Raw genomic sequence first — 14,677 nt, 5'->3', positions numbered from 1 at the left:
ATTAATTCAATAATTCAACAGCTTTAATAATCGATTCTCGTAATTGATAACAGGTATTATCATCTAGCGCATTGTTATTTTTATCGGTTAAGATAAATAAATCTTCAATGTGTTCACCAATAGTTGCAATTTTAGCACTACTCAATGATACATCTAAGTTAGCAAATACTTCACCGACACATGCAAGCAATCCGGGTCTATCTAAAGCTATGAGTTCCATGTATGTTTGCCTTTCATTGAAAGCAGATAAAAAATTGACCTGTGTTCGTACCGAAAACGATCGTAACCTTTGTTTAGGTGGTTTAATAGTCACACCTTTGTAAACAGGCTGTTTAAGGGCTTTAGTTAGCGCTTGTATAATGCTTTGATACCTATCGTTTTGTAATGTTTGTCCATTTGGCTCTAATACAATAAAAGTATCAAGTGCAAATCCTTTTTTATTTGTAATAATGAGTGCATCATGAATGCTTAAGTTATGATTGTTAAGTGTATTGCATACAGTAGCAAACAGATAAGGTCTATCAGGTGAATAAATAATTATTTCAGTACCACCGTGATAAGGATTTGGATTGATCGATACTAGAATTTGGTTCAAATCATGTGATAATAAATTTTGTACATGCCAGACAATTTGTTCTGTGGTATAGCGTAAAAAGTAGTCAATACGATAATCTAACCAAAGATTTTTTATTTTTTGTTCATCGTAATTTTGTTTAAGTAAGATAGCTAATGCTTCTTGCTTATGTTGACGAGCAATACTTCGTTGCTCAGGTATTTGATGAATACCGGAATCAAATGATCGTTTTGCTGTTTCATACAGTTGACGCATTAAGCTTTGCTTCCAACTGTTCCAAAGGGTCTCATTTGTTGCACAGACATCTGCAACAGTCAGACACAGTAAATATTGTAAACGTCGCTCACTTTTTACAATTTGAATAAATTCGCTGATAACCGCTGGATCTTGTAAATCTCGGCTTTGGGCGGTTACTGACATAAGTAAGTGATAACGTACTAACCAAATGATTAAATCTGTATCTCTAGGCTCTAATTCGTGTAATTGACAAAAATTTTCTACTAATTTGGCACCGATTTCGGAATGATCACCATGATGACCCTTACCAATATCATGAAATAAACCAGTAATCACAAGTAGCTCAGGTTTAGATAGTTTAGCAAAAACTTTAGAACTATTAGGGTGTCTTTGTTTGCCGGATTCGGATTTATAACTATCAAGCTCAAGCAGTAGGCGAATAGTATGTTCATCTACGGTGTAAGCATGGAACAGATCAAATTGCATCATCCCTGCAATATGTTTCCAACCGGGTATATAAACAGTGAGGATACCATATTGATGCATTGGTAAGATTGCTTTTTTTATTGCATCTGGGTGTTTAATTATTTTCATAAACAGTGATCTTGCTTTGGCATCTTCACTCAGCAGTGTCGTTAATTGTCTTCGTGCTGAACGTAGTTGTCTTATCGTATTTGAATAAAGCCCTATAATTTGTGGATTCAGCAATATAGTATAAAAAAGTTGCATAATCATGACTGGATCTTTTTTGAACAAATTGTCATCTTTTACATCAATGAGTTTTTCCCTAATTTTGAAATGTTCATCTATATCATAGCTTTTATTTTGTGGATTAAGTTCCAGTATAGATTCATCAAACAGTTGTAGTAACATTTGATTAAGCTCAGTGATATTATGGGCAACACGATAATAATCGCGCATCATTTTTTCGACTGGTGTATTGCCTTCACCATGGTAACCGAGCATATTCGCTATGCTTAACTGACGATCAAACAGTAAGCGATTATCATAGCGCGTTATGACACTGTGTAGAGCAAAGCGCATACGCCATAAGAAATTTCGACATGTCTTAAAGTCTTCAATATCTTCGGGGGTTAAATAATCAAAGTGAGCTATTTTTTGTAAATATTCTTCTCCAAAGTGGCGAATTGCAATCCACTGTATGATTTGCATATCGCGAAGCCCACCTGGGCTATTTTTTAAATCGGGTTCGAGATTATAACTGGTACTATGATATTGTTTATGTCTGTCTTGTTGTTCTTGCACTTTCGCTCGGAAAAAAGCAGCAGAAGGCCAGATCTTATCACTAAAAATGTGTTCACGAAGTTCATCTAATAATGATTGACTGCCAGCTATTATCCTTGATTCGATCAAGTTCGTCATGATGGTGATGTCATTTTTTGCTTCTTGTAGACAAGTCTTTAACGTTCTAACACTATGGCCTATATCTAAATGAAGATCCCAAAGCAAACGAACCAGATCACTGACTTTTTTTTCAATATCTTTAGCAAATGGATGATCACTTAAGATCAATATATCGATATCTGATAATGGATGAAGTTCAATCCGACCATATCCGCCAACGGCAATTAAAGCTATACGATTTTGTTTAAAAAGAGAAGAAACTTGTTCAGGAATTTGAAAATAGCACCATAAACGTTGCAACAGTTGATCGATAAAATGACTGCGTAAATGCACTAAAATATCAATATCGACATTTTGTTCAAATTGTATAACAGACCATTGTTGAAAGTCATTGAGCTGTTGTTTGAGATAGTTAATATTTATCTGTTCATCGCTAAAATTAAGCGGAGAAATAGGGTATAACATATGCGTTTGAGTCATAGTCATCATATTAAATTAGGATGAGTCAATTGTCATATCGTCACCTGATTTTAGATGACTGTCAAGTTACAGTTATTTGAATTGTTTATAAGTTTTAATAATAATTTTATTATTTAATCGATAAAAAAATTATGTGCAAATTAGCTTGTTAATGGATAATTGATTATTAGTATGCGATAAGCGCGTCAATTTAAATAAGAAATACTAATAATCGTTTTGAATGACAAAAAAGATTATTAGTATTTTTATACAGCATTTTTAATGAAAGAAACGATTCTTTTTGTAAAAAAGTTTCAGGTTAACTATACGTTTAAGTAAAAAACTATAATTCAAAATCACTTAAATCGTCTTCATTCATTTCAGAGTCAATTTGCCCAACTAAATAAGAACTCATTTCGGCTTCTTGTGGAGCAACTTGGACATTGTCTGAAACGAGCCAGTTGTTTATCCATGGGATTGGGTTAGATTTGACTTGGAAGGGTAATTTTAGTCCAACTGCTTGCATACGGATGTTGGTAATATATTCGACATATTGGCATAAAATATCTTTATTTAGACCAATCATTGAGCCACTTTCGAATAAGTATCCAGCCCATTCTTTTTCTTGATTGGCAGCTTGCAAAAACAAATCGTAGCAATCTTGCTCACACTCTTTGGCGATTTCAGCCATTTCAGGATCATCTTCACCACTGCGTAGGGTGTTGATCATAAATTGAGTTCCTGTTAAATGCAGAGCTTCATCACGAGCAATAAGCTTAATAATTTTAGCATTACCTTCCATTAATTCACGTTCAGCGAAGGCAAAAGAACAAGCAAAACTGACATAAAAACGAATGGCTTCAAGCGCATTAACACTCATTAAGCATAGATAAAGCTTTTTTTTAAGTTCACGCAAATCAATAGTTATGGTACTGTTGTTAACAGTATGTTTGCCTTCACCTAATAAATTATAGTAACTTGCATAACTGATAAGATCATCATAATAGCCCGCAATATCACCAGCACGTTTTTGAATTTCTTCATTTGTAACAATATCGTCAAAAACAACAGAAGGATCATTAACAATGTTTCGAATGATATGTGTGTATGAACGGGAGTGAATAGTTTCAGAAAATGACCAAGTTTCAACCCATGTTTCGAGCTCAGGAATCGAAATGAGTGGAAGCAGTGCTACATTTGGACTACGTCCTTGAATTGAATCAAGCAAGGTTTGATATTTTAAATTACTAATGAATATGTGTTTTTCATGTTCTGGTAAAGCGGCATAATCAATACGGTCTTGAGAGATATCCACTTCTTCCGGTCGCCAGAAGAAAGAAAGTTGCTTCTCGATTAATTTCTCGAACATTTCATATTTTTGTTGATCATATCGTGCAACATTTACGGGTTGACCAAGAAACATGGGTTCTTTAAGTTGATCATTATGTACATGCGAAAAGGTACTGTAATTCATACTCATAAAATTATTCCTCATTGAGTTGGTTGCTTTTACCGCCACCTTTCGTCATTAGAAAAGAGGGGGGAAATCATTAGGGGTTATTAGCTTCCCCCCTAAATACGATATCAAGTATCAATCTTTCAATAATAAAAGTTAACTAAATTTTACAAGCTCCACCTTCACAGCCATCATCACTTTCAGTTAATGGGATATCACCTTGAATGTCTTCAGCGCCATCACGTGTATTATGATAATAGAGTGTTTTTACACCAAATTTATAAGCTGTCAGTAAATCAGCTAATAATTGTTTCATGGGTACTTTATCATTTTGGAATTTAGTTGGATCATAATTGGTATTAGCAGAAATGGATTGATCTATAAATTTCTGCATAATACCAACTAAATGCAAATAACCTGTGTTATTTGGTATTTGCCATAGCAGTTCATATGCATTTTTTAGATTCTCATAATCCGGCACGACTTGTCTTAAAATACCATCTTTAGATGCTTTAACACTGATATAACCACGAGGAGGTTCAATACCATTAGTCGCATTCGAAATTTGTGATGATGTTTCTGACGGCATTAATGCTGATAAGGTCGAGTTACGTAAACCATAAGTTTTTATTGATTCACGTAATGATTCCCAATCATAATGTAATGGTTCTTTGCAAATAGTGTCTAAATCTCTTTTATAAGTATCAATCGGTAAAATACCTTGCGAGTAGGTTGTTTCATTAAAAAGTGAGCAAGCACCTTTTTCTTTTGCTAAATTATTAGACGCTTTTAACAAATAATATTGCATTGCTTCAAACGTGCGGTGGGTTAAATGATTGGCACTGCCGTCGGAATATTTGACTCCATGTTTAGCTAAATAATAGGCATAGTTAATTACGCCAATACCTAACGTTCGTCGATTGATAGATGAGTTACGGGCAGCGGGTACGGGATAATCTTGATAGTCGAGCAGTGAATCAAGTGCTCGTACGGTAAGATCAGCTAATTCGTCAAAATCATCAAGAGAATCAATTTTACCTAGATTGAAAGCGGACAAGGTACAAAGCGCAATTTCTCCTTTTTCATCATTAACATTATTAAGGGGCTTAGTTGGTAGCGCAATTTCCATACATAAATTCGATTGGTGCACTGGTGCTAATTGTGCATTGAATGGACTATGAGTATTACAATGATCAACATTTTGCACATAGATTCGACCAGTAGATGCACGTTCTTGCATTAGCAATGAAAAGAGTTCAATTGCTTTTACCACACGTTTGCGGATAGTTACATCTTGTTCATATTGATGATAGAGTGTTTCAAAGGTATTTTGATCCGCAAAAAATGCATCATAAAGTCCAGGGACATCAGAAGGGCTAAACAGTGTTATATTTTCGTTTTTAATCAGTCGCTGATACATCAACTTATTAATTTGAACACCATAATCTAAATGACGAACTCGATTTTCTTCAACACCACGGTTATTTCGTAAAACAAGTAAACTTTCAACTTCTAAATGCCATATTGGATAAAATACGGTAGCTGCACCACCTCGTACACCGCCTTGCGAACATGATTTAACTGCAGTTTGAAAGTATTTGTAAAATGGAATGCATCCGGTATGAAACGCTTCTCCCCCACGAATTGAACTACCTAAAGCGCGAATACGTCCCGCATTGATACCAATTCCTGCACGTTGTGAGACATATTTGACAATTGCACTAGCTGTGGCATTGATTGAATCTAAACTATCATCGCATTCAATAAGAACACATGAGCTAAATTGACGAGTAGGGGTTCTAACGCCTGCCATAATGGGTGTTGGTAGTGAAATTTTAAATGTTGACACTGCATCATAAAAACGTTTGATAAAATCAAGTCGGGTTTCTTTTGGGTAATGAGCAAAAAGGCAAGCGGCAACTAAAATATACAAAAATTGTGCGCTTTCATAAATTTCACCTGTAACACGGTTTTGTACTAAATATTTACCCTCTAACTGTTTTACTGCTGCATAGGAAAAAGACATATCACGCCAGTGATCAATCATCTTATCCATTTGTGTAAATTCTTCTTGAGTATAATCTTCAAGTAAATGTTTATCATAGCGTTTACAATCGACTAATTTTTTAACATGTTCAAAAAGAGGGGGAGGAGTAAATTGATTAAAAGCTTTTTTACGTAAATGAAAAATTGATAAACGTGCAGCCAAATATTGATAATCTGGTGTTTCTTGTGAAATCAGATCAGCTGCAGCTCGAATAATTGTTTCATGAATATCAGAAGTATGAATGCCATCATAAAATTGGATATGTGAGCGTAACTCAACTTGCGAAACGGAAACATTCTCTAATCCTTCTGCTGCCCAAGTAATTACTTTATGGATCTTATCAAGATTAATCGGTTCTTTTTTGCCATTTCGTTTAGTGACAAGCATTGATTTGTTCATTTTTCATCCGGTTTCGTATGTGTCTTGTGGAAGGCTATAATAATTGATATTTGTCAAAATATACAATATATAGTACCTATTAATGAATTAATTACTATATGTAGTATGTTTGTTACTTAGTTTATATTATTGATTTTAACAGCTAAAATTGATAAAGCCATTTTAAATGATGAATCTTTTCAGATGATACAATAAGGATAACGAGATGATAACTAAAATAACAAAAATATGAGGATATAAGACTTTATCTATGAATGATTGTTTAAAGTTATTATTTAAAAGTTAAAAAAAAGCTCTATTAATAAATAGAGCTTAAAAAAATTACTCTTGTGTTTGTGCAGGTACTGAAACACATACACCATTTTTTGCTTCTGTGTCGACGGGACGACAATGATATACACCTGTATCTATATGTATGTCACACACTTTTTTCCCCCCTTGTTCTGTTCGTTCCCATACATAAAAGTATTTGTAAGCTCCGCCTGCATGAGGCGCAAAAGAACCAGGATAAGTTTTTTGACTTGCATCACCCCATTCACTGATTAATCTACCGATTTCTCGTGTAAATTTCACGTCATTTTTCGCTCCCACAACAGCATTACTTATTTCTTCAGCATAAGTTAACTGATAATGACCAGGTTTTTTACTGCACTGTTCAATAACTTTCGCAACGGGAGCTGTCAATGAAATATAATTGTTATTGGTAATATTTTGTTGCCAAGCATCATACCATTTGGTTATAGTAAAGGCATAGTGAATTGCTACATTGGTTTTTTTATTTACTCCTTCAATAACAACTGAATATCCTTTGCCAGATCCACCCATAACATGTTCCCAAGCTTTTTTTACATCTTGAGCATCTGGTCCTTTGAACAATACGGTTACGACATTGGCATTACTATAGTCAATAGTAACAAGTTCACTACCTTGTTTTACACGCCAATTATAATTATTGACAAGGCCATTTTTAGATAAGATTAGATCAAATTTAGCACCATAAAAGCCAGTAGTTGGAAAGTTTTTTGTTGGGTCAACAATGGATTGAGTTAAAAAACCATTGGTTGAATCCCAGTGTTTTTTATCACTAGTTAAGACGGCAGTTGGTTTTAATTCTGGTTTTGCATAACAGATGCCTACATCTTCAATGAGTGTATATGTTACTGATGGCTGAGTTTTGATAACACTGTTAGGATAAGTATTATTATCTGGATCACCGTATTTAGAAAATAAAACTAAATTGGCAGAAAGCTTCACTTTAAAAGGTGCATATTTTTTTTCAGCGACCAATGAACAAAATGTATCATTGTTTTTTGGTTTAAATTCAATCTCTCTGTTGCTAGCATCCGTATAGTACCACACCATACTAATATCGCCATCAACTCCGAGATAATCTAATTTATCACCATCCCTATCAAAAAATTGTTTATCGTCTGGCTGTTTAATTTTTGCTGGTTTTATCTTATCTTTAAATGGATAGCTAATTGGAACAGGCATATTCGCTAATTCATTACCGTAATAATTATGCTCATCAATACTCAAACCAAATAACTCCAAATTCTCAATATTCAGTTCCATTTCTTGTGTTAAAGATGGACGACTACCTTGAATTGTTTGCGCTGTTTGAGATGTAAAATATCCATAACTGCTGGTAGAAAATTGCAACAAAAGTAATGTACATGTAATGCTTTTTATATGACGGCTAAAAGTTATTAATTTCATTATTTTATTTCTTTCATTAAATATTTATTGGAAAAAAGAAGGTTTATTTACATAAACTTTTCTATATTTACAAATAGTATAACTTAATTATTAAGTTTAGTCGAAAAGAAAATAAAATTAAATATGAGAATTTACTATTTAAATAATCATTCATTTATTCATATGATTAACGGATATATTGTGTTAACAATCGAATGAAAAGCTTTCTAAAATGATAAATAATGAAGTTAATGGTCACTGATCAGTACTTTGATAATTTTTAGTAAGAAATGAATAAAAGAAAGAGATAAAAGAAAAAAACGACAATTTAATTGATAATGACCATCTTTTCATAGATGCTAGGTGTTATTTACAGAAACATAACTGAGTTACAAGTTTTATATCAATTCACCATCACCAATTTATCTTCAGTATCTTCATATTGGCAAGGATATTTAACATGCTGTAAATTTTATCGCAATGTGTATTGTTAAATTCATTCAAAAAAGATCAAACTGAAAAATAGATCATTAAAATGAATAAAATTCTATCAATCATTAAATTACAGAATTTTTTTAATAAAAATGCATTGTTATTAGAAATTAATTTATTGATTTGATGATGAAGTAAACAATACGATAGGTATCGAAGAATAGAATAATAAGTTGAGTGACAATGACCATCTTTTTTCGATGGTCATTTTATTTAAATAGAATTTACCGCATTTAGATATTAAGGTCTATAGGATGCACAGACAGCATTTTTTAGTTCTGTGTCAACAGGACGACAATGATATATACCTGTATCAATATGTATGTCACAAACTTTGTTATTACTTGGTTGTTCTACATAAAAGAATTTGTAAGTACCTGCTACATTCGGAGCAAAAGATCCTGGGTAATTCAATTGATCCACATCACCCCATTCGCTAAATAAAGTCCCTATTTCACGCGTAATATAAATAGTCTTAGCGGTATCTGGTTCAATAGCATTCGTTACATCGGAAGTTTGACTTAAACGGTAATGACCCGGTTTTTTCTTACATGCTGCAACAACTTTCGCAACGGTATCTATTTTTGCATAATAAATGTTGTTGATAACAGTTTGCTCCCAAGTATCAAACCATTTGGTAATGGTAAAGGCATATTGGATTATTTTACCGGTTTTAGTGTTTTTTCCTTCTATAACAACTGGATATCCATCTCCTGAGCCACCCATAACATGCTCCCAAGCTTTTTCTGTATCTTTTGCATCAGGTCCATTGAAGATTACTGTTGGTATATTCGTTCTAGCATCTTTGGTAACTGTGACAAGATCATTACCCTGTTTTACATTCCATTCATAATTGGCATAAAGGTTTGTTTGAGATAGGATTAGTTCAAATTTAGCACCAACAAAACCGGTATTTGGAAAGTTTTTTGTTGGGTCTGTATTTGACTGAGTTTTGAACCCTTTTTGGGCAATCCACTGATCTTTATCGCTTGAAGGAAGATTAGGTCTTAATGATGGTTTTGCAAAACAAATGCCAATATCATCTATAACAGTAAATGTTGCCGATGGTTGATTTTTAATAACGTCATTAGGATAAGTAGTATGATCAGGATCACCAGATTCAGAAAATAAAACTAAATCTGTAGATAATTTAACTTTATAGGGCGCAAATTTTCCTTCTGCTGACAATGAACAAAATGTATCAGTGTCTTTGGGTGTAAAGGCAATGTCGTTATTTCTTGAATCTGTATAGTACCATTGCATTTTAATATCTTTTGACGGATCTGCAGGTAAAATGTACGATAATTTATCACCGTCCCTATCAAAATATTCATTTTCATTAGGTTGTTTAATTTGTGCAGGAATAAATCGATTTTTAAATGGATGATTAATTGGAACTGGCATGCTAGCTATCCCTTCTTCACCATAATAATCTTTATGATCAATACGTAATCCAAATAACTGTTTTAATTCGCCATTATTTAGTAATTCGTTTTCTAAGTCTTCTGATAATCTTGGTTGTGTTCCTTGTATTGTTTTAGCTGTTTCGATGGTCAAGTTAGCATAACTTAACTGAAAAAAAGGTAATAGCAGTAAAGCATACCTAGTTGTTTTTAAGGATCTGATCATTGTATTCACTTTCATGTTTAAAATTGTTAATTTTATTATGTAATTATTTGTTTTATATATTAGTTTATTTTAATTAATGATTCGATAACCTGAATCATTAATGAGCTGATTATAATAAAAATAATATAGCTAGTCGATCAATTATATCTAAAACTACCGTTTTTTTTTAATTTTTGTCAATTATTGTGTATTTAAAAAGTAAATATTAGCGATATAACCCTTTTTAACAGGTAAAAATGAACATGATAGGTATAATTCACTGTCTTACATCTGATGAAATATATTCATAATAAACAATAAGTTTTTTAATTTTTTGTTTGCTTAAAATAATAGAAGTTATTGTCCATACCCGAGTAATATTTCGTAATGTAAATGATACCCATTATTAACGGTATCGAGTCACAGGAGTTTTAAAAATATACTTGAAAATGTTAATGCCTTTTAGGATCGTAACTTAGAAAATGTTATAGCCTTTTTGCTGAATTAAAGATGAAAATATAGGGAAAACAATAGGTTTTGACGATTGAGGGTAATCAATAAATTGTCAATATCATGACTTTAGAGTTGATATTAGTAAACAAATGTTGAATTGAAAGCGTTACTAAATTTAATGCACTATAAGTATTTCCCAATGATGAATAGCAATATATTTCTATATAATTGGAAGTCATCATTTTGTCATAATATGACCATTTTACAGATTGATTTAATCTTTGGATGGTTTATAACGTTGAATAGGGCTGGCTTGATTTTGCGATTCTAACCAAGCGAGTTTATCACGATAATTTTTTTCGGCACCACGCATGGTTGGATAATAATACTTGCTATCGGCTAATTCAGGCGGAAAATAATTTTCTCCTGCTGCAAATGCATTAGGTTCATCATGAGCATAACGATACTGAGCACCATAACCTAACTTTTTCATTAAATTTGTTGGTGCATTACGTAAATGTTGTGGAACATCATAATCGGGCTTTGATTGCGCATCAAGCATAGCTTGTTTAAAAGCTAAATATACCGCATTACTTTTTGGTGCACAAGCAAGATACACAATTGCTTGTGCGATAGCGCGCTCACCTTCAGCTGGACCAACACGTGTAAAGCAATCCCATGCCGCTAGTGCAACTTGCATTGCTCTTGGATCAGCATTACCCACATCTTCCGAAGCTATAGCTAACAATCGGCGAGCAACATAAAGTGGATCACCGCCCGCCGAAATAATTCTAGCATACCAATAGAGTGCTGCGTCGGGTGCTGAACCTCGAATCGATTTATGAACAGCAGAGATTAAATCGTAATAACGATCACCTTGATTATCAAATCGAGCGCTACGTTCTCCAATTATCTCTTTGAGTAATGCAGGCGTAAGTGGTTGTCCATCAGACATATCGACTAAAAGTTCAAGAGTATTTAAGGCACGTCTCGCATCCCCACCCACAAATTCCGCGATTTGTTTTTTGGTTTCATCTGGTAGGGTAATTTTATATTTACCGTATCCGCGTTCTGGGTCATCTATCGCTTGTTGTAAGATTAGCTCAATATCATGTGTGGTTAATGATTTAAGCAGATACACACGAGCACGTGATAATAATGCAGAATTCAATTCAAATGAAGGATTTTCAGTGGTAGCCCCTATAAATGTTACGGTACCATTTTCAACATAGGGTAAAAATGCATCTTGTTGACTTTTATTAAAACGGTGAACCTCATCAACAAATAAAATGGTACGGATACCCGCTTGCTGATTAATTTTCGCCCTTTCAATGGCTTCACGAATATCTTTGATTCCTGACGTCACTGCCGAAACTCTTTCAACTTTAGCATTGGCATGATGGGCAATGATTTCAGCAAGTGTCGTTTTACCCGTCCCAGGAGGCCCCCATAAAATCATCGAATGCAAATTACCGGCAGTAATCGCTTTTGGTAAAGGTTTGTTAGCACCCAAAAGTTGTGTTTGACCAATATATTCTGATAACGTACGAGGACGCATTCTTGCCGCTAACGGCTTAAATTCTTCTGTCGTAAATTCAAAAGACATACTAGGCATAACACATTGAGTCCAGTTTTACAAAGTTATAGGTATTATATACTTATTGAATGAAATTAGTGAAAAAGAAAAGAAAATATCTTTTCCCTCTAACTAAAAAACAGTAATATTTTAAGTAATTTCAATTATCGAAGTTGATTTCAATACTGCCAAATAAAGTACATAAGGATGAGTTATGAAAAAGTTTTTATTGTTAATGGGATTGTTGGCTAGCGCTTCAGTATGGGCTGGCGATAAAGAGTTGTTACAACGCCGCCTTGATAAAATAGATGGTTTTTATGCACATTTTTCTCAAGAGGTAAAAACTGCTGATAACCAAATGGTTCAAGAAGGTAAAGGAGAGCTTTGGGTTACAAGACCTTATTATTTTAATTGGACAATGCACGAACCCGATGAAACCTCAATTATTTCCGATGGAACAGATATGTGGGTCTATATACCAGCGGTTGAGCAGGTGAGTGTAATGGATTTAAAAAAAGCAGTGGATAATCGATTGATGCTACTGATTACTGATAGTCACAATGCCATTTGGAATGTTTATAATGTGACTCGTAAACAAGATTCATTTACATTAAAACCAACAGATGGATCTAATCAGGTTTTTGTTATTTCGGTGTTACCAACGGGCATGATTTCTAACTTTTCCATTATTGAAGAAGATGGGCAACGTAGCGACTATGAATTATTTAGCCAAAAACTTGGCAAAGTTGACTCAGACAAATTTAAATTTACTCCACCAGCAGGTATAACAATTGATGATCAACGTTAGTTCTCTGTAGAGATGATTTAAGTGATGTGAAAATTTATTTATGTCTCTTATTTATTTTTTTATTTTAAACCGTTATTAATAAAATGAGTAATGAACTTTATCAGTTTTAAAGACTTTTAACAAGCTATCAGATAAAAGATGAGAACTCTGTAAAATATCAGTGAATGTCTTTTATCTGAACTTAATTATGCCATTCAATATTGCCAATATGATCATTCAGTGTTTATATGAAAAATATTATAAATATTTATTTCTAAGATCAGTTTATTGAGTATCAATCTAGAATCAGTTAGGTTAAAAAAATCGTACTGATTTGTCATTGACTAAACAAGCGATAACATAACTTATATTTTAAATTTATTGAATCTTTTTTAGTATTATTATGCCATATCGGTTTGATTGAGTCCTATTGTTATGTATAAAAAGTTCTTTTTGATATTAACTTGTCATGTTCAAAATAACACGAGTAAAAGCCCCGATCATTCACTTGTTCTATATAAAATATGAGGTTAGTTTGATATCAAGAATATGGATGAACAAGGCATAAATTGAATATTTATTCAAATTCATTTTCATTAATACTGACAACTGGATTATCTGAAAACAGGTAATGATCGCGTTTAGTTTCAAAATCTTCACTCGCTGCATCAAATAACATTTTTTTCGTATTTTCTAGATGTTGCCACATCGCTAATTTGGCTGCTTTGGGATCTCGATTGATTAATGCCTCAAGAATTTTATCATGTTCTTCCCACCAGCTTTCGATATCTTGTTGCTGTACATGTTCATGAAGTTTTTTCCATAAAGGATTTAAAGTTCGCTGTCGCCATGTTTCTTCAACAATGGTTATTAAAGCTGTATTACGCGTAATCATGGCTATTTGGGTGTGAAATTTCAGATCCCAATCAGAGTCACGATAGTGATCTTCTTTTTTGGCATTGTGCTGAATTTCTAATAGATTTACAATATCATCTTTTGTGATCTGAGTTGCAGCAAACTCAGCAATATTGCTTTCAATTAATTGACGGGCTTGTAATAATTCAAATGGCCCTGTTGTTGCAAAATTAAGTCCGTGTGAGTCACTAATTATATTGATGGTCTGTTGCTTATTTGCAATAACATGTATACCAGACCCTTTTCTAGCATCAACAAAACCTTCAACTTCTAGCATAATAATCGCTTCTCTTACCACCGAACGACTGACTTTTAATTCTTCACAAATAAGTCTTTCTGACGGTAATTTACTTCCAACAGAATAAATACCATTAATAATACGGTTTTTTAATTCTGTAGCGATAACTTGATAAAGACGCTGATGTTCATTTTGCTCTTGGATCATAATAATGTTTGAATAATTCCATAATTCTAGTTTGGTTCTTAAAATACCATCTAATTGCTTAGAGTTAAACAAGCTTTGATTAAATTTTTGTAACCTTATCTGATATTTTTTCAATAAGACTGACAAATGAACAACCTGATTTTTATGGTGGTTAATTGTTATGTTC

8 protein-coding genes are annotated in these 14,677 nt (G+C 33.2%); 1 reads left to right on the top strand and 7 read right to left on the bottom strand.

What is annotated here, in order from left to right; all coding sequences use genetic code 11:
• Position 1: 1 nt before the first annotated feature.
• From glnD to J3U13_RS01495, 6 genes are all read right to left on the bottom strand, one after another.
• Positions 2–2,656 (bottom strand): bifunctional uridylyltransferase/uridylyl-removing protein GlnD, encoded by a 2,655-nt coding sequence (gene glnD, locus J3U13_RS01520; protein ID WP_267339629.1) that lies wholly within the window; start codon positions 2,654–2,656, stop codon positions 2–4.
• 322 nt (positions 2,657–2,978) lie between these two features.
• Entirely contained in the window at positions 2,979–4,109 is a 1,131-nt protein-coding gene (gene nrdB, locus J3U13_RS01515) for a class Ia ribonucleoside-diphosphate reductase subunit beta (RefSeq protein WP_416380284.1), read from the bottom strand.
• A 142-nt stretch (positions 4,110–4,251) separates the two neighbouring features.
• On the bottom strand, positions 4,252–6,537 hold the full coding sequence (nrdA, locus tag J3U13_RS01510; RefSeq protein ID WP_267339626.1) for a class 1a ribonucleoside-diphosphate reductase subunit alpha: 2,286 nt from the start codon (positions 6,535–6,537) through the stop codon (positions 4,252–4,254).
• Between the two features lie 321 nt (positions 6,538–6,858).
• Positions 6,859–8,256 carry a hypothetical protein gene (locus J3U13_RS01505; RefSeq protein WP_267339625.1) on the bottom strand — a complete coding sequence of 466 codons (1,398 nt, stop codon included), beginning with the start codon at positions 8,254–8,256 and terminating at the stop codon, positions 6,859–6,861.
• A 711-nt stretch (positions 8,257–8,967) separates the two neighbouring features.
• On the bottom strand, positions 8,968–10,356 hold the full coding sequence (locus J3U13_RS01500) for a hypothetical protein (protein WP_267339624.1): 1,389 nt from the start codon (positions 10,354–10,356) through the stop codon (positions 8,968–8,970).
• Positions 10,357–11,062: 706 nt separating this feature from the next.
• Entirely contained in the window at positions 11,063–12,403 is a 1,341-nt protein-coding gene (locus J3U13_RS01495; protein ID WP_267339623.1) for a replication-associated recombination protein A, read from the bottom strand.
• Between the two features lie 175 nt (positions 12,404–12,578).
• On the opposite strand from J3U13_RS01495, the gene lolA reads away from it, so the two are divergent.
• Positions 12,579–13,172: an outer membrane lipoprotein chaperone LolA gene (gene lolA / locus J3U13_RS01490; protein WP_267339622.1), complete on the top strand. Its 594-nt coding sequence runs from the start codon at positions 12,579–12,581 to the stop codon at positions 13,170–13,172.
• 556 nt (positions 13,173–13,728) lie between these two features.
• Here lolA and exuR read toward each other — a convergent pair.
• The gene (exuR, locus tag J3U13_RS01485; RefSeq protein WP_416380283.1) at positions 13,729–14,511 is read right to left on the bottom strand and encodes a transcriptional regulator ExuR; all 783 of its coding nucleotides are present in this window, start codon (positions 14,509–14,511) and stop codon (positions 13,729–13,731) included.
• Positions 14,512–14,677: the final 166 nt, after the last annotated feature.

The organism is Gilliamella sp. B2887 (genome assembly GCF_026537015.1).
In the GTDB taxonomy this organism is placed as follows: Bacteria; Pseudomonadota; Gammaproteobacteria; order Enterobacterales; family Orbaceae; genus Gilliamella.
Note: the sequence above shows the minus strand (reverse complement) of the source record. Positions and strands in the feature narration are given on the sequence as shown.

Excerpts from the sequence above, each read along its gene's own strand:
- J3U13_RS01500 (WP_267339624.1), bottom strand. The coding sequence starts at position 10,356 with ATGATCAGATCCTTAAAAACAACTAGGTATGCTTTACTGCTATTACCT.
- nrdA (WP_267339626.1), bottom strand. The coding sequence starts at position 6,537 with ATGAACAAATCAATGCTTGTCACTAAACGAAATGGCAAAAAAGAACCG.
- glnD (WP_267339629.1), bottom strand. The coding sequence starts at position 2,656 with ATGACTCAAACGCATATGTTATACCCTATTTCTCCGCTTAATTTTAGC.
- J3U13_RS01505 (WP_267339625.1), bottom strand. The coding sequence starts at position 8,256 with ATGAAATTAATAACTTTTAGCCGTCATATAAAAAGCATTACATGTACA.
- lolA (WP_267339622.1), top strand. The coding sequence starts at position 12,579 with ATGAAAAAGTTTTTATTGTTAATGGGATTGTTGGCTAGCGCTTCAGTA.
- J3U13_RS01495 (WP_267339623.1), bottom strand. The coding sequence starts at position 12,403 with ATGCCTAGTATGTCTTTTGAATTTACGACAGAAGAATTTAAGCCGTTA.
- exuR (WP_416380283.1), bottom strand. The coding sequence starts at position 14,511 with ATGATCCAAGAGCAAAATGAACATCAGCGTCTTTATCAAGTTATCGCT.
- nrdB (WP_416380284.1), bottom strand. The coding sequence starts at position 4,109 with ATGAATTACAGTACCTTTTCGCATGTACATAATGATCAACTTAAAGAA.